The 19,812-nt window shown below is 51.4% G+C and carries 16 protein-coding genes; 5 read left to right on the top strand and 11 right to left on the bottom strand.

From position 1 onward, the window contains the following. From AUQ42_RS15870 to traI, 3 genes are all read left to right on the top strand, one after another. Nucleotides 1-218: hypothetical protein (locus tag AUQ42_RS15870; RefSeq protein WP_197460775.1), on the top strand; the 218-nt coding region annotated here is incomplete at its 5' end. Between the two features lie 11 nt (nucleotides 219-229). Then, nucleotides 230-604, top strand: coding sequence for a ribbon-helix-helix protein, CopG family (locus AUQ42_RS03920; RefSeq protein WP_068517743.1), 375 nt, complete (start codon nucleotides 230-232; stop codon nucleotides 602-604). Then, nucleotides 601-1,731 carry a TraI/MobA(P) family conjugative relaxase gene (traI, locus tag AUQ42_RS03915; protein WP_068517741.1) on the top strand — a complete coding sequence of 377 codons (1,131 nt, stop codon included), beginning with the start codon at nucleotides 601-603 and terminating at the stop codon, nucleotides 1,729-1,731. Before AUQ42_RS03920 ends, traI begins: the two co-directional genes overlap by 4 nt. Here the strand turns inward: traI and AUQ42_RS03910 are convergent. Genes AUQ42_RS03910 through AUQ42_RS03880 form a run of 7 tightly spaced genes read right to left on the bottom strand, consistent with a single transcriptional unit; the run spans nucleotide 1,720 to nucleotide 13,666 of the window. Continuing rightward, the gene (locus AUQ42_RS03910) at nucleotides 1,720-3,447 is read right to left on the bottom strand and encodes a UvrD-helicase domain-containing protein (RefSeq protein ID WP_068517740.1); all 1,728 of its coding nucleotides are present in this window, start codon (nucleotides 3,445-3,447) and stop codon (nucleotides 1,720-1,722) included. The two genes, traI and AUQ42_RS03910, sit on opposite strands and share 12 nt — an antisense overlap. A gap of 3 nt (nucleotides 3,448-3,450) precedes the next feature. Beyond that, the gene (locus AUQ42_RS03905) at nucleotides 3,451-5,361 is read right to left on the bottom strand and encodes an ATP-dependent endonuclease (protein WP_068517739.1); all 1,911 of its coding nucleotides are present in this window, start codon (nucleotides 5,359-5,361) and stop codon (nucleotides 3,451-3,453) included. A gap of 38 nt (nucleotides 5,362-5,399) precedes the next feature. Continuing rightward, complete coding sequence (locus AUQ42_RS03900) at nucleotides 5,400-8,387, bottom strand: type I restriction endonuclease subunit R (protein WP_068517738.1); 2,988 nt, start codon at nucleotides 8,385-8,387, stop codon at nucleotides 5,400-5,402. Beyond that, the gene (locus tag AUQ42_RS03895; RefSeq protein ID WP_068517737.1) at nucleotides 8,384-9,259 is read right to left on the bottom strand and encodes an abortive infection family protein; all 876 of its coding nucleotides are present in this window, start codon (nucleotides 9,257-9,259) and stop codon (nucleotides 8,384-8,386) included. Before AUQ42_RS03895 ends, AUQ42_RS03900 begins: the two co-directional genes overlap by 4 nt. Continuing rightward, entirely contained in the window at nucleotides 9,259-10,314 is a 1,056-nt protein-coding gene (locus AUQ42_RS03890) for a restriction endonuclease (protein ID WP_068517736.1), read from the bottom strand. The genes AUQ42_RS03895 and AUQ42_RS03890 overlap by 1 nt, the downstream gene beginning before the upstream one ends. Continuing rightward, nucleotides 10,311-11,654 (bottom strand): restriction endonuclease subunit S, encoded by a 1,344-nt coding sequence (locus AUQ42_RS03885; protein ID WP_156480825.1) that lies wholly within the window; start codon nucleotides 11,652-11,654, stop codon nucleotides 10,311-10,313. Before AUQ42_RS03885 ends, AUQ42_RS03890 begins: the two co-directional genes overlap by 4 nt. After that, nucleotides 11,651-13,666 carry a class I SAM-dependent DNA methyltransferase gene (locus AUQ42_RS03880; protein WP_082817722.1) on the bottom strand — a complete coding sequence of 672 codons (2,016 nt, stop codon included), beginning with the start codon at nucleotides 13,664-13,666 and terminating at the stop codon, nucleotides 11,651-11,653. Before AUQ42_RS03880 ends, AUQ42_RS03885 begins: the two co-directional genes overlap by 4 nt. A gap of 466 nt (nucleotides 13,667-14,132) precedes the next feature. Here AUQ42_RS03880 and AUQ42_RS03875 point away from each other — a divergent pair, with 466 nt between their 5' ends. Together AUQ42_RS03875 and AUQ42_RS03870 are read left to right on the top strand one after the other, a co-directional pair. Continuing rightward, nucleotides 14,133-14,762, top strand: a complete 630-nt coding sequence (locus AUQ42_RS03875; protein ID WP_068517734.1) for a Bro-N domain-containing protein — start codon at nucleotides 14,133-14,135, stop codon at nucleotides 14,760-14,762. Nucleotides 14,763-14,839: 77 nt separating this feature from the next. Further along, nucleotides 14,840-16,465 carry a recombinase family protein gene (locus AUQ42_RS03870; RefSeq protein WP_082817721.1) on the top strand — a complete coding sequence of 542 codons (1,626 nt, stop codon included), beginning with the start codon at nucleotides 14,840-14,842 and terminating at the stop codon, nucleotides 16,463-16,465. A gap of 437 nt (nucleotides 16,466-16,902) precedes the next feature. Here the strand turns inward: AUQ42_RS03870 and AUQ42_RS03860 are convergent, their stop codons facing one another. From AUQ42_RS03860 to AUQ42_RS03845, 4 genes are all read right to left on the bottom strand, one after another. Continuing rightward, a complete protein-coding gene (locus AUQ42_RS03860; RefSeq protein WP_068517728.1) occupies nucleotides 16,903-17,493 on the bottom strand; it encodes an AAA family ATPase in 591 nt (196 codons plus the stop codon). Then, entirely contained in the window at nucleotides 17,493-17,744 is a 252-nt protein-coding gene (locus tag AUQ42_RS03855; protein ID WP_068517724.1) for a hypothetical protein, read from the bottom strand. Before AUQ42_RS03855 ends, AUQ42_RS03860 begins: the two co-directional genes overlap by 1 nt. Before the next feature lie 98 nt (nucleotides 17,745-17,842). Continuing rightward, complete coding sequence (locus AUQ42_RS03850) at nucleotides 17,843-18,466, bottom strand: hypothetical protein (RefSeq protein ID WP_068517722.1); 624 nt, start codon at nucleotides 18,464-18,466, stop codon at nucleotides 17,843-17,845. Beyond that, nucleotides 18,454-19,458, bottom strand: coding sequence for a helix-turn-helix domain-containing protein (locus AUQ42_RS03845; RefSeq protein ID WP_068517720.1), 1,005 nt, complete (start codon nucleotides 19,456-19,458; stop codon nucleotides 18,454-18,456). Before AUQ42_RS03845 ends, AUQ42_RS03850 begins: the two co-directional genes overlap by 13 nt. Nucleotides 19,459-19,812 lie beyond the last annotated feature (354 nt).

The raw sequence follows: 19,812 nt of genomic DNA, 5'->3' as shown, positions 1-19,812 counted from the left end.
ATCCAAGGTATTTTGCAAACCTGATCAATTACAGCAATCCCGACAAGCGGGAGCCGCATCTCATCGCAAAGGCCAAAGAGGTCTATGAGCGCAAGTTCGGCACGGATTTTACACGCAGCATCGTCAATCTGGTTGGCGGTTTTGATGCCACCCTTCCCGAGAGTATCCGGGCCGAAATGATGCCAGGCGGTTCTCTCTCAGGATCTTTCGGGCAATAGCGGAACAAGAAATGGCCACCGAACGTCACGTCATCAAAACCTATCTCAACGACGAAGAGAAAGCCCGCATCGATCAGCTTGCCCAACAGGTGCGCCTGTCACGCTCGGAACTGCTCAAACGGTTGTTGATGAATACCAAACTTCCCAGTGCTAGTGATTTTGCCGCCTGGCAAGGTATTCGCGATCTTCTGAAGGTCAATGCCGATCAGGCCCGCTTGGGCAACCTGTTCAAGCTGGCCCTTGATGAGCCGCTCTCGGCAGATCTGCTCAAGAAGTTCGACAGCCTGAACCGCGATATCGAGGCGACCCAGACCGAGCTCAAAGCGGCGATTGGTGAGATCCGGATGCAGCTTCAGCCTGGCAAAAACCTGCAGGACAAATCATGATTGCAACCCGGATCGGCAAGAAATCTGGTGTGCCAGACAATTACACTCGACTGGGCGAGTACATCGCCGCTGCCGAGGAAAAAGGCGAGAAACTGCATCAGTTCTGGATCCGCAATTGCGATGCCGGCACAAAGATCGAGGATCTTGATCTTGCTCTGCTGGAGATCGAAGCAGTTCGGCGGCAAAAGCCCGACATTGCAGACAAGACCTATCACCTTGTCGTTTCTTTCCGTTCTGGCGAGCAGGATAAACTGAGCAAAGAGGATCTGATGGCCATCGAGGCGGAGTATGCCAAAGCCCTTGGTTACAGCGATCATCAGCGTGTAGCGGGAACGCATATCAATACCGATAATTTCCACATGCATATTGCCTTTAACAAGGTGCATCCGGAAACACTCAAGGTCATTACACCACATAGGGACTTTAAGATACTCGCCAAGGTCTCGCGCGAAATGGAGAAGAAGTACGGCCTCGCCATTGATCCCGGCATGACCGATGGAAAGGCACGCGATCCAAACAAGCTGTCACCGGCAGCACGGGACTACGAGGCACATACCTGGCAGGAATCATTCCAGCGGCATGTATTGAAACATCGGGAAGAAATACTGGAAGGCTTATGGAAGGCCAAGAACTGGCGGGAAGCGCACGAGGTTCTGGCGGGATATGACATAAGCATCAAGCTACGTGGTAACGGTATGGTCCTTATGGGTCCGGATGGACAGGCGATGAAGGCCAGCCAGTTGGATCGTTCGTGCAGCAAGAAGAAGCTTGAAGAACGGTTTGGGGTGTTTGAAGCGCGAAAAGACAGACGACAGGCAAAAAGCGGACAAAAAGTTAGAACTAATCACCGCTACAAGCCTCGTCCTCTTGTCCTGCACAGAAATACTCCTGCTCTTTGGCGTCGTTATCTCAGCACCCGGAAAGTCATGCCCCGACAGCCCAGCCTAGCGGCACGTGCATTACGTAACTGGAAGATGTTTTTGCTGATGGAAGCTTCTCACGATCCGCTAGCAATGGTTTTGATTCTGTCACACAAAGAGTTTCTCAGTTTCCTCTCAACCGAGAGAACCCGCGCACAGGAAACTTTCGTAAAAGGTCACAAAACTACCAACCTTTTATACCAATGACGTTGCTTTATGAGGACGAACCAAAACAACGAACTTTCTTGCTCGCGTAATCCCAACACGGAGTAAACGACGAGATGGAGAAAATTCGGGAGCCTCACGCTGCAAAAAAAATGGGCTTGAATACAAGCCTTCGACCAAAACCACACCATCGAATTCCTTTCCCTTCGACTTGTGGATTGTCATCAACGAGACGCCTTTCGGGTCCTGCTCAAAACCAATGAGTTTTTCTTGGTCCAGTACGTTCCGTATCATGCGGGCTGCACCAGCATAGTTTCCACGATCAATCCACCGGGACGCCAACACAGTTGCCAGCGTATCTGATGCACGAAAAAGTCTAACCATACGTGCGTCCTGGAAAATCGCTTTAAGATCGTTGTGTTTGAGGTAAACGGAACGAACGGATTTCCAATCCGTGATTGGGTCTCCCATTAGAACTGGGAGCTCTTTTAATCCTTCTTCTAATGATCTCGGCGAACCTTTCCCAAGTTCCTTACTAAGCGCAACTTTTGATCGAGCCTTACCAAATCGAGCCGCCTTTGAGCCCGCAGCCTCAGCACCGCGCCCACCATACCTCTCGCAGAAGTCTTTCTTCACTAAAAAGTACTCTTGGACCCTCGCGTGCATTGCTTCGCGCGCCTCCAAGCTTGGTGTTGAAACGTACTCCAGCGCCGCTGCTATTGCCACTCCCGCGGAAGCAGACAGTTCTTGGTCCCATACAACATCATGACGGACTGGGTTCAAATCCCGACCATTGTACGTGTGCTTATCATGTAAAATATCGGAGACTTTGGCGACGAGATCATTGCTCCTTGCCAACACCGCGATGGTTGGATCCATGACACCACGCTGGAGCAACGTGCTATACGCCAGACTAACCGCGAAGTGAACCGTAGATGCAAATTGATTTTTGAAGTTATAGAATAAGAATTTAACATCGCTACTCTTGGGGATAGGTCCAATTCCGCCAAGAACACAATCTGCTATAGCTAGAATGTCGCTATCTGCACTGCGATAATTATCGCTTTGTAGATCGACTTCCTGGACTTTGATCTCGTTCTTCAAAATATCCAGACGATCAGCTCGTACACCTGGTCGAAATGATCCGTCGAATATCCTTTGTTCCGTATCAGCAAGAAAGAGCGTTTGCGTCACCGAACTTAACTGCCGCACGAACCTCCATTGATCATCATCAGAGTCTTGAAATTCATCCAGAATTACAAATGGGAAAAGCCGTCCCATCCAGGAGCGCAGATGAACACTTCGCTCGAAAAGCTCCGCTGTCGCTGATGCAAAAAGATCGAAACAAACTATACCATCTTCTCTCAAAAGCCTGCTGACTTCAGCTTTCCACTCCCCAACAAACTGGGTTCGACGTATCCCCTCGTTGGAGGGAGCCAACATCTTGAGAGGCCGCCCCCCAAGCAAACGCCCATGGCTACGCAAAATGTCCCAACAGAAGGAATGATAGGTACGGACGTCAATTCGCTTTATTTCCTCTTTAGTTAGAATTTCGCGAGCGCGGTTCAGAATTTGCTGCACGGCCGCACGGGAAAAACTCAAAAAAAGAATGTTTTGACCGGCTTCTAGTTGACTCAGAATTTTTTGGCACTTTAAGAGTGCAAGCGTTGTTTTCCCAGAACCAGGCCCTCCAATTACGAGTGCAGGTCCTGGTTCGTCTATTATGGCTTGGCGTTTTTTACAGATTGTAAATGCCATACCTTAAATCAGATCCTCTAAATCAGAAGCTTTGGTCGCCATGCCGTCCGGCCCACTATCAACGTTATCGTCATCCCCCAAGTCCTCTAGACTTGGCAGCGCCATATCTGACGCAACCTTATCAAGGAAGCTCTTTAGAGTGGCCGGTATCTCCTCAAGTGTCTGACACTGTTCGATCAGCATCCCGGCGAAACCTGAGCCTTTCTTCGCTTTCAGGACGGTCTTCGAAAGAGCAACCACTTCTGCCTCTAGAGCGTTCGCACCCAAATATCCCTTGTCTGTTGGATAATCGGGATGTCTCGCAACTAGCTCAAGGAACCTTCGGTGTACAGCGACCGGAACTTCTGCAGCCAACAAGTCTTCCGTTCCCTTGTAGGCACTTTCAAAGTTGTAATGGTAGCAAGAGAGGTGTGACGCCTGATCTTCAGTCCAAGGTTGATTGGGCTTGTCTTGGAAGGCAAAATTTATCTTCTTAAGAGCTTTGAAAAACGGCCCCCATTTAGGTACGTCAGACTGAGTTCCCGCATCAAAAACACTCACTCCGATCAGATCAAGAGGAGCATATTTATCCGATGAATCAAGAGTTTCGTACATATAGGATGCAGCGATAAGCATCTTGGCTTCCGTGTCGCCTTCAGCAACGATCACGCCACGTGCAAGTATCGCTTCGGCCAATTTTCTACCGTTGGTACGGAGGGTCCGATGTCTGATTGTATTGGTGGGGATTCTGTCAGATGACAAAGTGCCGTCCTTGCGCGAGACGGCTTGAACATCCGACATTTCGAATTCTTCAATTACATAGGGAGAATGGGAAGTGATGATAGCTTGTCCCATATTCCCGATAAGATACTTGGCAATCCTACGCTGAGCGTGAGGTGGCAGAGCTATCTCTGGTTCTTCCATTGCAAAGATAATCGCGCGCTTACCTCGGAGATCAGCGATATGGGTCAAAAGGGCGAAAACAAGCGCATTTACAGCACCAGTTCCAAGTCTATTGAATGGTACCGAATGATTACTATCTTCTGACTTTAGAAACAGTTGTACGACCTGGCGCAAATGCTCCCTGGTCAGATCTGAAGCGTAGAACCCGGTCGCGTCCTTATCCGAAGACAACCCGACAAACCGAGCCAAACGGTCCTTGATCTGTGTTTGAATCCCTTGAAGCTGGGGAATATCGCCTATTGCTGGCTCCAAAGCACGGAGTTGTTTAACCGTGCTTTCCCACATCGACTCTTTGCCGGTATCGGCGAGACGCAAGATTGTATCAAGAAGCGACCCCCGTTCCAAACTCAAGGCTCTACGACCGGTGCGTAAAGTTCTCAGATAAATAAAGCCGCATTGAATTTTCCATTCGCGAGGAAAATACTTTAAGCCCGCATATGGTTCGCCATAATTATCATCGTCTTCGCCTACGTCTTCAATTGGGTGGGCAAAATAGGTTGTCCCAACAAAATCATCTTCTTTGCGGTCGTAGTAAGCAATGAAAGTCAGCGGTAACGCTCTACATATGTCCTCAACATCAGCGTCCTCGGGCTCTGCGTTTTCATCATCGACAAATCCACCTTTGGCGTCACTCCAAGGCCGTGTCTTTGAGAACAGCTTCCTTTCCATTTCTTCTGGCAGATGAATGAGGATTACATCGATTTTGATGTAAACTGGACTACCGTCGCCATCTAGATAACGACCAGCATGAAAATCATGCTCGTTTACGACTGGGCGGCGATAAATACGCTCTGGCCCCAATACTAATTCTAGCGCTTCACATATCGTTGACTTACCAACATTGTTGCCTCCGACAAGCAGTGTATGCCCGTAGAATTCGACACAGCCACTTTTGACCCCTCTAAAATTTTCTATTTCAAGCCGTCGCACGATTAACGGATGCAGATCGCCTTCGCTCTCTAATTCAGTCATCACACGACCCCATCAAAACTTAGAGTGATTGAGTAAACTTATGCCGCTCCGCGAGCCTCTCGCAATGCACGTCCAAATAGGTAACCAGTAACCTTTTTTCGTATTTCTGAATCGGTCAAAATAATGTCACGCATTTCGGCATCATTCTGAAACATCCGAATCATCCCTTGGAAAGCCGCTTGTTCGTAGGCTAACCGAACAACGTCCGGAGGATTATTCCGCAACATTGCTCTCATATTGTCATCAACAATCTCAGGATTCACGGCTTCGATCCTAGTCATCTGAGCTTCAGTGAATTGAGTACCATGCCGTTCGTTGAAAGACTGAATAATCTCAGAAAGCTCTTTCATCTCATCATCGGTATACGGTTTCGCGCCAAATTCGCTGATGGCCGCGAGCGCTTGAGTATCGCCAGGCGCAAGTGAAGCGCTACCTTGTTCTTTTTCATCGACCTTGAATGCTTGCAAGCGGATCATGTCGTCGGTGATTTCAATCTCTGGCGGCACCTGTCGATTAGGGAGTAAGCGTGAAAGCCAGGCCCCGTATGAAGCCAACTTTTCAAGACTGGTGTCTTCTAGTGAGATAACCTGCGCTACGAAGGCATAAAAGCGGTTGAAGCTTTTTAGAAGCTGTCTGAATTCCTCTTGCCGTCCTTCATCATCGTCTGCCTCAAAGCGAATAACAGCCTGACGGACAAGTCCCTCCAGGCGCGGCCTATCAGTTGTGCCGAGTGCTCCCTTAAAATAGGTTTGAGCAAAACGTTCGATCTCGCTCTTATCGAGATAGCCAAACTTGAAGAGCCGCCCTTCCAGATCATAAATCTGATTTGGGTCTGACATCGCCTCCACCGTAGTAGCCTCGTAAAAAGGCCTGAAGGCAGTTTGTATATCGTCAATCGTGTTCTGGAAATCGAGGATGAAGGTGCGTTCCTTCCCGGCCTTCGTCCGGTTCAGACGGGAGAGCGTCTGCACCGCCTGAAGTCCCGAGAGCTTGCGATCAACATACATGGCGCATAGTTTCGGTTGGTCAAATCCGGTCTGATATTTTTCTGCCACAATCAGAATGTGATAGGTGTCGGGATAGGGCGTCCCATCCGGTTTGAAACCATCAAAACGGCCAGGAAGTTCGGTTTCTGAAAAACCGTTAAGATCAGCCTCGGTCGTAGCCTCGCCGTCCAAGTCCAGATCACCGGAGAAAGCAACAAGCGCTTTCAGATCCGCATAACCTTGCGCTTTGATGTATGTCCTTACGCCAAGGAAATACTTGAGCGCGTGCTCCCGGCTCTGTGTAACGATCATCGCCTTGGCCTGCCCGTTCAACTCACGCATGACATGCCGACGAAAATGCTCGACGATAATCTCAACCTTTTGACCAATAGCCGTCGGGTGTAAGCTGGCATAGCGAGCGACCTTACGCTGCCCCTTGCGCCCACTCAACTCCGGATCATCCTCGATGGCCTTTTCGAGCTGGTAATAAGCCTTGTAGGTCATATAATTCTGAAGCACGTCGAGGATAAACTTCTCCTCGATAGCTTGACGCATGGAATAGAGGTGGAATGGATGCGGTAGTCCATCCTCACCTTTCACACCAAACCGCTCCAGCGTGACATTACGCGGAGTGGCGGTGAAAGCAAAAAAACTGATGTTGGCCTGAGGCCCTCGCGCCTTTTGGTATTCGGCTATCAAATCCTCGATATCGTCGCTCGAAATGGCCTCGCGCGTTAGCGCATCGGTCATTGCCTGGGCACTTTTGCCAGATTGGCTGGAATGCGCCTCGTCCACGATGACAGCAAAGGTACGGCCCCCCTGCCCCGAGAGCTCTTTCAGATGATCGGTCGAAAACTTCTGGATCGTCGTGACAATAATCCGTGCACCCCTGGCGATGGCATCCTTCAGTTGCCGGGAAGTTCCGTCAATTTTCTTAACGACGCCGGGCGTCTGTTCAAACTGCGTGATCGTTCCCTGAAGCTGCCTATCCAGCACCACACGGTCAGTCACAATAATCGCCGTATTGAAGACTTGATTATCAGCATCGCCATGCAGATTAATCGCATGATGTGCTAACCAGCCAATTGTGTTGGATTTTCCTGAACCTGCCGAATGCTGGATCAGATAGTTCTTTCCCGGACCATGTGTTTTGGCGTGTGCCATAATCTTTCGCACAGCATCAAGCTGCTGGAAACGCGGAAAGATCATCACCTCGTCCTTGCCGTTCACTTCAAGATGCATAAACTGACCTATGACATCAAGAAGCACAGACCGCGAAAAGATCGCATCCCCCCAAGCACCTGACTTGTACAGATAGGAAATTCGGAACTCATCCTCGACATCCGGGTTTCCCGCGCCGCCGTCCCTTCCTCTATTGAAAGGTAAGAAACGCGTCTTCCCATTCATCAGACGTGTCGTCATTGAGGCATTGTCTTGGTCGAGTGCGAAGTGAACAAGCGCACCACGCTTGAATGTCAGCAGCGGCTCACCTATCGGAGAACGATCATCACGATACTGTTTCTCTGCATTTCGAAAAGTCGTACCCGTTGCCGTATTCTTTGCCTCGATGGTAACAACAGGCAACCCGTTGACAAAAAGCACCACATCGAGACGACCGCCGTGCTTCTGGCTGTATTCGACCTCATCCATGACGGAAAGGATATTGGCCTGATACTCGGCGACACGCTTGGGCTCCAATCCACTCGCCGGGCGGAAATAACAAAGGCTAAGCGCGATACCCGGAACGATCTTAATACCTTTGCGCAACACATCGAGAAGCCCGCGATCCTTTAGCGCCTTGTCGAGCTGCTTGAAAAACACGTCTTCCGCTGAGGATGTATAGTGCTTTGCAAGCTTTTCCCACGCCTCGGGCTGCGTATTCTGGACGAACCGCAGAACCAATGCCCGGTCCATAGCCAGGTCACGGTCATAGTCTACCTTCGGGTCGCGGCGCTCATAGCCCCCGCCGCTCTCAAGTGCACCGATGATGTACTCTTGGAGAACCTTCTCTTTGTGTATGCTATGAGCTGGAAACGTCATTCTGGTTCCTCTGTCGATAGTGAGCTAGCAGTTCGCGCCTGCTGATACTGATGACTTTCCAAAAGAAACTCTGAGAGAGCAAAGGCTGCATTGACAGACAGCTTGGCATGATGGCCAGCTGGATTGTACCGCCTAGCATGGCGATCACTGGCCTTGTTGGCGACCTCGTAAAGCCCGGCAACTAACTTCTGAAAACCGTCAAGAATAGGCTTGAGGGGAAGTTCAATCCCATCCGAACCGGGATCAAGCCTAAGGGGCTCTCGAAGAGCTTTGTATAGAACCCTGATGTCACCCTCGTTTTCCTTGAAGGGTGTGCCGGTTTCGACCAGCAGATGCTTGAGCAACTGCTCCACGAGAGTATAGGCACTGGCTATCGCACCAGCAAAATCGCCTGTCTCGATCTTTGTGTTGGCTTTTTTCACCTGTTCAAGAATCGCTTCGTGGCTAGCCGCTAACAGACTGTCAGTCGAGATGATATTCTCATCAAGAGAACGCACCTCAAAATAAGGCGCGCCCTTGATGTATTCGTCCCCGTGCACCCAGCCTTTTCCATACTCAAGGACCAAGCGATAGCGATCACGAGCTAGGGTTTTATTAAATTGATAAGCGACGTCTTCGACATTGAAATCAGTTTCGTCCCAGAAATCAAACGCACTACAAACGATACTTTTCATCGTTTCAGTGCCGTTAAACTTCTTCAACTTCTCAAGCGTATAACTCGCGCGGGATGGAAAACCCTGACCATACAAATCACGCTCACCAAAATCATGGAAAAAGTCGACTAGCTGTGGACCGCTTCTATACGGACTGACGTTGTTGTCTCCGGTTATAATCCCGGTAAGGCGTTCCAAAGGTTTAGCTGTCAACTTCATCACGTTCCCCCCGTCATCGGTGCCCAAATCTGCTTCAGGGGTAGCTTGGCGCGTGTCTCGTCTGAGAGCTCGCCATAGGTGCGAAACAAAGCTCTAAGAAGGTCGGGCATCTGCCAGAGGCGAAGCTTGAAAAAGTTGTTGTCTAACTCCTTCTGGGCGACGGTGTTAACGCCGCCGATGCTCACCAGAAGCCCCGTTTGCGCCTGAGTATTCGAGACTGAGCCGATCAAGCGCAGCACAACGTCATGGTTCGCCGCACCGTCGCCGGATTTTACCTGCACGCAGATGCGATCCTCACCAAGGCCAAGCTTGCCACCTGCCGCCAGAATATCAACGCCACCATCGGCACCGGGCGGGGAAACCTTGGTGGTGTAGCCCTCGACCCGCATAATCTCGGCCACCAGATCAGCAAGGGCATGACCTGCGAACTCGGACTTGATCAACGAGATGATCTGCTGGTTTGCGATGTCCTCGATGTCGGTCTGGTAATCTTCGGCCTCGGTATCATCCTCGTCTGTGCCATTCACGGGCATAGGCTTCGGTGCCTGTCCCTGCTTACCCAGAAGCGCGCCAGGGTCGGTACCGGTCTCAAGAACGGCCTGCACACGCTCAAGGGCGAAATTGCGCTTGATCTGGCAGATGGTCATGAACGCCCCGAAGGAGTGGCGCAGGTCTTGCTTGAAGGTGTCGCGGGGCAGGGACTCTTCCTTCCATTCGACGGTGCGCGCGTGCTTGAAGTCGTTTTCGCCGTCGAACTGGTAGTCGCCCGTCACGATCCCGATGGCCACGCCATTCGTGACCTTGCGCGGCATCACCACGAAATCGCCGATCTGGATCCGGTTCACGAACTGATTGAGCTGGGCGGCGAAATTGCGCAGGCGGTTCTTACCCTCATCGGGCATGACGTCCTGCAGATGGGCCAGCACCGCGTCACGATCAGCACAGGTGCTCAGATCACCGACTTCCAAAAAGCCAGGAATCAGTTTGCTCTGGTCGATAGCTGCAAGCTCCCGCTCCCCATGTGCTCCAGCCCGGACGATCCATAACTTGGTCATGCCTGCATCGCCTCTTCGATCTCGTCAAGATGACGGCAGGTTTTCCCCTGCTTACCCCAAATCCTAACGTCGATCTGGCCGGTGACAGCCGTGGTGATCAGTGCAGAGCGGAATTCGCGCAGCTTCTGAATGCTTTGCTCAGTATGCTCGACGATTTTGTCGTTCCGTTTATTGTTCAAATCAATGTAATCGGCAATTACAACTTGTTCTTTTATTTTCAACTTCGGCAGGTACACTTTGCGGAAGTGAGTGAAATTCATGTCCTGCCCGTCACGGACAAAATTGGACGTAAGTCTAAGGGCTTGTATGTACATGCTAGATTTTAGCAAAGCACCGTAGTAACGCCCCTCGACATGCGGTCCTGGCTTCAGTACTGAGTATGAAGAACGCACAGAGCCAACAGCATGAGCACGCTCTAGTCCTCCATCCATGCTACGCATACTAATCACAAAGTCGCCAATCTCAACGTGTTTTCGGAGTTCGAGGTTTGCGACAGCAAGCGTCACTTGCCTCTGCTCACGCCGCTCAAACTCAACCAAAGGTATCACACCATACTTCTGCGTAGCCGAGAGCAACTGATCTCCTTCGCGGGCGCGCTCTTTGCTGTGCTTAAACAACGAGGTAGCGGGGACAATCTCCCAGTGCGCAGGTATGCGTCCTAGCCAATCAACGCCAGACGACTTAAGCGGTACAGTTGTGTCAATACCGCGCGTCGTTGCTAGAGCAATCAGCGAGTCCCGCTTTTCCTTCAGTAACGTGACGAATGCTTGCTTTTTCTCGATCAGTTGGTCAATGCGGGCAGTCTCGCGATCTAGGAAATCCGCGATGGTTTTTTGGGTGTCCCGATCGGGTATCCAAACATCGCTACGAAACAAAGAAGAGTCGTCTAAATTCTGGATGCCGGTATTCTGCTTGACGAACTGAATTGAGAATCCACTCATGTACTGAGCCGCGATCAAGTATAATAGAAATCGCGGCCAGACAGTGTTCACTGGACGAACCCTAGCGACAAAATTTGATGTAACCGAGCGCTCCGCCCCGGCAAACATAACAATACGACCAACGGGTGTCTTTTCTCCCCCTCCTGATTTTTCAAGAACCATATCACCGTCTTGCAAGGCAAGTCGTCGGAATTGGTCTGATCCAAATGATCGGATAGTTGGGTTCGAAAGGTCTAGACGAAGACGCTGCCAGTCAAAATCTGCAATGCGCACGCAGATCGCGTCTACTTGGTGGGTACCCGCTTCGCCACCCCATGCACCGTTCTTTGATCCTTCAATCAAGAATTTCAATGGCACACGATCCCAGCCTTCCGGCGCTTGTTGGAAGAATGAACTCACCCTGCCATCTCCTTAAGGAGCCCTGCAATTTCCGTTTCAAGCGCCTTCAATTCCGCGTCGATTTCGTCGAGCGAGCGTGGCGGTACATACTTGTAGAAGTAGCGGTTGAAGTTGATTTCATAACCAACACGGCCTACCTGCCTGTCCCGGGCATCCCTATGGCTTTCATCGACCCACGCGTCTGGCACGAAGGGTAGCACCTCACGTTTCATGTACTCACGCCAATCCTCGTATAGCGGCACAAGCTCGTGGTCGCGCAGGTCTGTGTCGGGTTCGGGTTTGCCGTCCTTGCCGGTGCAGATGTCGGCCTCGTCATCGCGCTCAGACAGTGCTGCAAGTATCGCCTTTTTGACGGGCGCGCTGATCTTGATCTGAGCTTGCTTGAACGCGCGAGTCAGCGCCTTGTCGAACTCTGCACGGTTCGTGAAAAGCTTGTCTTCAATGGCTTTGAGCGCAAACCGAATTTCCGCCTGATCGTCCTCTTCCAGCTTGGCAAAGGTTTTCTGGTCGGCAAGACGATCAAGTCGCTCTGGAGTGACCAGGAAATTCAGCCTCAGCGGACGCTCAACGCGGATTTCTCGATAGCCGAAGTCAGTTGTATTGAAGATACGGGAAACTTCGCCTTCCCCACTCTCGCCGTTCAGGAAGTCTGCATAGATCCGCACGATCTCGGCACGCGCCTCTTCAGGGATTTCTCGGCGCTTGCTGCCCAGAGACTTGCGCATGGATTTCCAGAAGCGTTCACCGCTGGCGTCGATGAGCTGAACCTTGCCCTGCCGGTTGGCGGGCTTACGGTTGGTCAGGAGCCAGACATAGGTCTGGATACCGGTGTTGTAGAAAAGGTCGGTGGGCAAAGCGACGATGGCTTCGACCCAATCATTCTCAAACATCCAACGGCGGATTTCACTCTCTCCAGATCCTGCTCCGCCGGTGAAGAGCGGCGAACCGTTCATGACGATGCCGATGCGCGAGCCGATCTCGTCCTCGCGCATCTTGGAGATCATGTGCTGAAGGAAGAGGAGTTGGCCATCAGAGATACGGGGCGTCCCTGCGCCAAAACGCCCATCAAATCCGAGGTTCTCGGCCTCGGCCTTGATCGGGTCCTGATACTTTTTCCAATCCACGCCGTAAGGCGGGTTGGACAGCATATAGTGGAACTTTTTATCCTTATGGGCATCCTGCGTCAGAGTGTTGCCGAAAGCGATCTGCTCCGGGTCATGGCCGGTTACAAGCATGTCGGATTTGCAGATACCGAAAGATTCACCGTTGAGCTCCTGACCGAATAGCTCAACGCGGATCGCATCATTGAAATCATTCAAGGCCTCTTCCGTCAATGCGAGCATACCGCCTGTCCCGCAGGCAGGATCATACACTTGGCGGATGATCCCACGTCCTGTCAGCTTTTCATCGTCGTTGGCAATCAGAAGATCGACGATAAGCCGGATCACCTCACGCGGCGTAAAGTGCTCCCCAGCGGTCTCATTCGATATCTCAGAAAAGCGGCGGATCAGTTCCTCGAACAGATAGCCCATCTCAAGATTGGAAACTTCATCAGGGTGAAGGTCAATCTCACACATCCGCTCAAACACGTTCCATAGAATCCCGCCGTCTTTCAAACGCTTGAGCTGATCTGTAAAAAGAAACTTATCGAGGAAAATGTCTCGGACGTTGGCCGAAAATTTAGTGATGTAGTCAATCAGATTATCATGAAGCTGGCGGGGGTCTTGCCCACGCAACTTCTCAAAGGTGGACCGAGACAGATTATAGACCTTCACATTGCCGCCAATAGCGTCAAAGAGGATCATGTCGCGCGTTTCATCATCCACCCCATCAGGCAATGCCTTTGCAGCAGCAAGAACTGCGTCTTTCGAGCTTTCAAGAATGCAATCCAGTCGGCGTAGAACTACAAACGGTAGAATGACCTTGCCATATTCCGACTGCTTGAAATCACCTCGCAAAATCTCCGCAATCGACCAAGCAAAGCTACCGAGATTCTGAATATCTGCACTCATTTAACTATAATCTTCTCTGTTCAAATTTATTTAGCCGACGTCTCTATTGTACAGGAAGCGCAACAGAACGCTGCGCAGCCAAGAATCGACTGCGATCAAGGGCAGTTTATCAGTATTTCCTGCTCCTACCTCAAGGAGGTTCTGACATTGCCATCAGACCCACTCCATAGGCATCCCCTCACAACCCCGTTGAGCATGGCACCGCCATGCGAATAAGCAGGAAGCCCGCTCGGGCTGTTTGGTGGGCCCACCAAACCTATCCTGCCCCCACCACGACAGGGTAAAGTTGTGCCATCTCGTGCACTATCATGCAATCTTTTGCATTTTCGTGCAATCTTGTGCACTCTCATGCATTCTTATGCAACGCACTGTTATCGCTACATTTTTTGAGAAACCTATTCTTACGAGAACATGCCTTTTTACCCTTGCGCAGTAGTCACCCAGTCGAGTAATCAAAAGAATTCCGATGCGCTTCTACAACCAGAACGGCAACCGCATCATCGACAGGCAAGGGGCTGAAATGAGCGAAATCATTACCTTTCACTTCGATAACGTCGATTTTCGCGCCATCGAAATTGATGGCCAGATCTGGGCTGTGGGTACAGATGTTTGTAAAGCACTCGGCTACCGTGATGCGGAAAACGGTTTGCGAAATCTCGATGAAGATGAAAAGGGTACACACATTGTGAGTACCGCTGGCGGTGATCAGAGTTTGCTGATCGTCAATGAAAGCGGTCTTTACTCCCTGATCCTTCGGAGCAGGAAGCCGGAAGCAAAGCGCTTTAAAAAGTGGGTGACATCCGAAGTCCTGCCATCCATCCGAAAAACCGGCGCATATCATCATGCTGACACGACACTGTCAGCTCAATGTACCGACCAGCATGAACTGATCGAAGCGCTTCGTGACAAAATCAGCCTGCTCGAAGAAAACCGTTCATTGGTTAAAGGGAAACTCACCCACGACAAGTTCAAGGGTGTTGCCCGCCAGCTTTTCGAAAAGACTGATTTCAATGACGAAACCATTGCCGAGATCCTCGCTCCCGGTATTGGCACCTACATGCCGGAATGGGTCAGTTGGCAAAGGCGATTGCATTAAGCCGCTTCTGCGGACCTTTGACGCTGCTCCGAGCGCTTCCACCCATCATAAGAACATAACCAGAATACGAGGCTTCCTTGAGAGCTGGAATTTACGCTCGTCACTCGACAGACAAACAAGGAACGAGCTCAGAAGATCAAATCCGCCGCTGTCAGGAATTTTGCCGTTTCAAGGGATATGATGTTGTTAAGGTCTATCGGGACGAGGCCCTGTCCGGAGCGCACATCGAAAATCGTCCCGGCATTAATGCCTTGTTGATCGGTGCGCTTGACGGTCGGTTCGATGTTGTCATCGCCGAAGATCTAAGCCGCATCAGCCGTGATCAGGCCGATACGGCCAACTTCTTCAAGAAAATGATCTTCCTTGGCGTGCCGGTTGAAACCGTCAGCGAAGGGCTGATCAACGAGCTTCACATTGGCCTTAAAAGCACAATGAACGCGCTTTATCTCAAGGATCTGGCAGAAAAAACCCATAGAGGCGTTATTGCCGCAGTTCTGCGTGGCGGCGTACCTGGCGGGAAGCTCTATGGTTATGATCTGGTCCACGCACTTGATGAATCAGGTGAACCGATACGCGGCAAACGAACAATCAACCCACAGCAAGCCGCAATCGTGCGCGAGATTTTTGCCGCATATGACGCTGGCCAGAAGCTCAAACATATCTGTGAAGATCTTAACCGGCGCGGTATTGAAGCACCAAATGGCGGCAAATGGGCCCCGACCACGCTTGTCGGTTCTTTTGTTCGCCAGACCGGGCTGCTGCGTCAGACGCTTTATAACGGCACGATAACCTTCAACAAGATGCAGTATCGCAAACACCCGGAAACCGGTAGACGTGTCTCGATCATGCGTCCGGAAAGCGAATGGGTAACGGTGCCGATACCCGAACTGGCCATTGTCGAGGAAAACTTGTTTGCCAGCGTGCAGCGTTCGCTTGATCAACGTTCAGCTCGACAGCGTGAGCGCAAACTCGCCCCGAAAGTCATGACCGAGGAGGAAAAGCGTGAAATCTCGATCACCCGGTCACGGGAATGGCGACGAAGTCAGGCCATCACCGGCAAACGCGCGAATGCGGTCTTTGGCGGCAAGCTCTATTGCGGTAAGCATGGTGAGCCGATTGTTGCGACCTATGCCCGGCACTATTCCTGCAAATCGAAAGGCTGCCCGAACCGGAGCCTCAATTATGACCAGATTATCGCGTTCGTGATCAAAGCAATCAGCACGCTTGATCAGGACATGATCATGGCGCATTTCGACAATGCAGACATGGTAAAGAGGCGGTCCAAACTTGAAGGCGAGATCAAGCGACTGAGAAAAGAGCTTGAGGACATACGTACAGGCCTGAACAAGGTCATTGAAGCTCTGGGGCCCGATGCCAGATCTCATGAAATCCGTGCATTTTTTGACGACAAGTCAGAACAGATCCATCGCACGAAACTCGATATTTCCCGATGTGAACGGCAACTGGCCGATACATCACTCCCGAAAAGCATCGACCGTATTCTCGCTCGCCACAACAAACTGATTGCCAAATTACGGGTCTGGTCCCGAGATCCGGAAGCGGTGATCCCGCTTCGCCAAATCATCGACAGACTGACCATTCACGCCACGTGGGATGAGATCGAGGAACGCTGGGATCGAAGATGCGAGGTGACGTTTGACTTTCCAGCAATCATCGCTGCTGACAAGCGTCATTCACAATAGGATTCAATACGCCTAAACTGGCTCGAATTGTTGAGCCTTCATTTGTGTCGTTTCAAGGTGAACCAGTATTGATTACCGCCCCACAAAAGTCTTTGTATGTCATGGAAAAAGCACGCGATGGAACGGGATATGTTCTCACTGAGATAAGACGTGTACAGCGATACAGGGCCAGCAATGATCAACTGACCTATGTTAGGTATGATTGGCACTGGTATCCGCTGTACGATGCAAAGAAGCTAAAGCGATATGTCGATGTAAAGCGCCGCAAAAGTCGGCGAAACATTTTCTATGTCAACGGAACCCCGCATATAAAAGCAGATTTCAAGATGTTGCCTTACATCAAATGTTGGGATCAGCCTCTAGGTCTATACAAAACTTTTGGGCCTGACGGAACCTAACTATATCGAGATTGCACCCGGCAGAATTCTGCCGGTTCGTCACATGGACATTCCCCGGTCGATCTTCTGGAAAGCACGCGGAATAGCTGTCTTGAGCCAGGACGGCAATTGGCTTGCAACCTTTCGGGTACGCCCTTTCACGCGGCACAAAAGCAATCTGCTGAGCTCACTCGAATTATCAAAGATGTAAACCCGATCCGCCACACCAATGAACTCGGCAAGCCTTGCAAGGCTTCGCGGATAACGGCGTTTTACATCCTCAGAGGGCACATGATGCCCTCCCGCTGCTACGCGCTGTGCGATCCTGGCAATTGATAGCGACGGATCAGGCAATCCGACGTAAACAAAATTTATACCGTACCCTTTCGATCTGGCAATTTTCACCAGTTGCAGCTCACGCTGCCCGGAAAGGGTCGTCTCTATGATGAAAGAAGTGCCACAGGAAAGATGGCTTTCCTGCTGCAAAATAGCTTCGCGGCCCGCATAAACCCTGCCACGCTCTGGATAAAGTTTATGAATATTATCCGGATTAACAACTGGCAAAGATTGGGGTTCTGCAGGGTTATACCGCTCGACAAGTGTGCTTTTGCCTGCCCCGTTCGGACCGGCAACAATCCAGAGCTGCGCCATCAGATGGCGCGAAGCACTTCAACAGTGCCATCATCATTGACGGACACCAGTTCGCAACGGCCATCGGGCCATTTCCGGACAATACTGCCTTCATGTGTCGGATCGCAGTAAAATACCGGTCGTCCAGCCTCAAGATGGGCTTTTGCTGCCCGGCCATCGTCATTGGCAAGCTGCTTTTCAAACTCCAGCCAGAGCTTGCGACCATCCGCCCCTCTGGCATTCGTCACCTGCTCAAACGTGATTTCCGGCATGATATTTCCTTGCTGCACTTCGTCTGCATGTTTGTAAGACATAAGTTCTTATACACCATCGATACGTGTTGAAAAAACGCAATATCGCACTCGTCGAATTATTGCGGCCATTTCCTCAAGATCAGGCCGTGGCCAGAACAATTTGAACGCTCTCTCACATCGCCAGCATCACCCATTGCCATGCTTGGCAAAACGTTGCGGACACGTTCCATAAAGATATTCTCTGCCTTGGTCGCACTCCAGGGCAACATGTAATCCGAATAGGGTTCGGCAAGATCCCCGGCGGATAACCTCACCAGCGACAGGTCAACACAATCGCGATACTCGGTTGCCTTGAGCCTCTGGTCGATCACGTGAACTTCTTCGATTACACTTTCCGGCCAAGGCCATTCCAGACCAACCAGTAACGTGAACCGTCGCCGGATCGGCAGGACAATCTCGTCTTCAAACCGCTGCCAGACACCAAGCGCACGCATGGTATTCTTGACCGGGGTCGTGATATCGCCGGTATCGAACTCCTCGATGTCGTGGATCAGGGCATAACCGGCGGTCTCGGGGGACGCCAGATCGCAAGCCTGCACGCAGTGCTGGGCAACACTGACATCACAGGCACCGTTCCAGCGCCGAATGCGCGACAAGCCAGCCGCCTGGTGACGAAACACCTCAAGCCTTACTTCAAACGACACAGGAACATGATCAGAGGACATCATCAGCTCACGCATGACACATCTCCGATCAGCAATCCCCGACGTTCGGCAACGGGCTCAATGACCGCCATTAAATGATGACGGGCCATATCCTGAACGCATTTGTTCCGGGCTTTTAAGTCGATTATGTTGCCCGTCAGCACCGCCCGGATCTGCGACAGCCAGAGACGCGGATTGCGACATCCGGGAATGTCGGCCTGTGCAACAACCTGACATATGTCGTGCCATTCCGGGGGATCGGACGGATCACAAAGATCACGAACCGCATCCGCCTTTTCCTGCTCGCTGCATTCAGTAACCAACCCATCAAGAACATCCAGCACGCCAAGCCGTGAGGGCCTTTTTCCCCGTCGTTTAACCTCTTCCAAAGCGTGCTGAACGGCATCAAACCCGACACGGTCAATGGCCTCGCTCACGCGCAAACAGGCATTGGCCAGCGTCCAGGGATCGGCACAAAGGCGCTGCCACTCTCTTGCCAGGATCAGACATTGATCATCGACGGATGGCAGGATGACGGCCCCCGTGCCGCTTGTGGCATGGGCCTGTTCCTTCTCATCCGTGTTATCATCTTTATCCGTGTTCTTCTTGGAACCGGCACCCGGTGCCGGTTTAATACCGGAATCTGATGCCGGTTTGAGGGAACCAGATGCCGGTTTAGCACCCAGCCCGACCAGCTGATAGGCGTTGCGATTGCGTAACCGTCCGGCACACCGTACCAGACGCCGGATCAGACCCAGCTGCTCAAGACGTTTAAGAGCCTGTCGCACCTTGCGCTCTGATAACCCGGCTTCGCGGGCGATGGTCTCAATTCTGGGGAAGCAGTCCTGGCTCCGGTCATTGACGTGCGATGCCAGAACCACGGCAACACAGATCTCGGAAGTGCTAAGATCCTCATGATCGAATATCTCGTTCTGCACCCATTGCCAGCGGGCAACGGCAGATGTTCCGACAGGTGCGGACTGTGCTGCAGCCTTGCGAATTTGCGTGTGTATCTGAAGGGATGTCATGTTTGGTATCGGCGGAGTTTTGCTCTCGCATTTGCACTTGACAAAGCGATCCCGTTACCTAAACTGGTTCTCAGATTTTGCGACTGAGGCAGTTTAAGCCTTTTCAAAGACCCGTTGGTTGCCGCCGACGGGTTTTTTTATTGTCTAAATTCTTGAAAAGTCAGGAAAAACTAAAACTCGGAACTGCCGCCTCCTCTTTTTGAGGAGTGTCCCCGAACTTTTTCTCTTGTTTCGCGAATCCGTCGAGTCTATATCTCAAAACTCAACGGATCGGAAAGAGTGGTTGCGGGGGCAGGATTTGAACCTGCGACCTTCAGGTTATGAGCCTGACGAGCTACCGGGCTGCTCCACCCC

This window comes from Thalassospira sp. MCCC 1A02491, assembly GCF_001613785.1.
GTDB classification, from domain to species: Bacteria; Pseudomonadota; Alphaproteobacteria; order Rhodospirillales; family Thalassospiraceae; genus Thalassospira; species Thalassospira povalilytica.
This window is presented reverse-complemented; position numbering and strand designations above follow the sequence as displayed.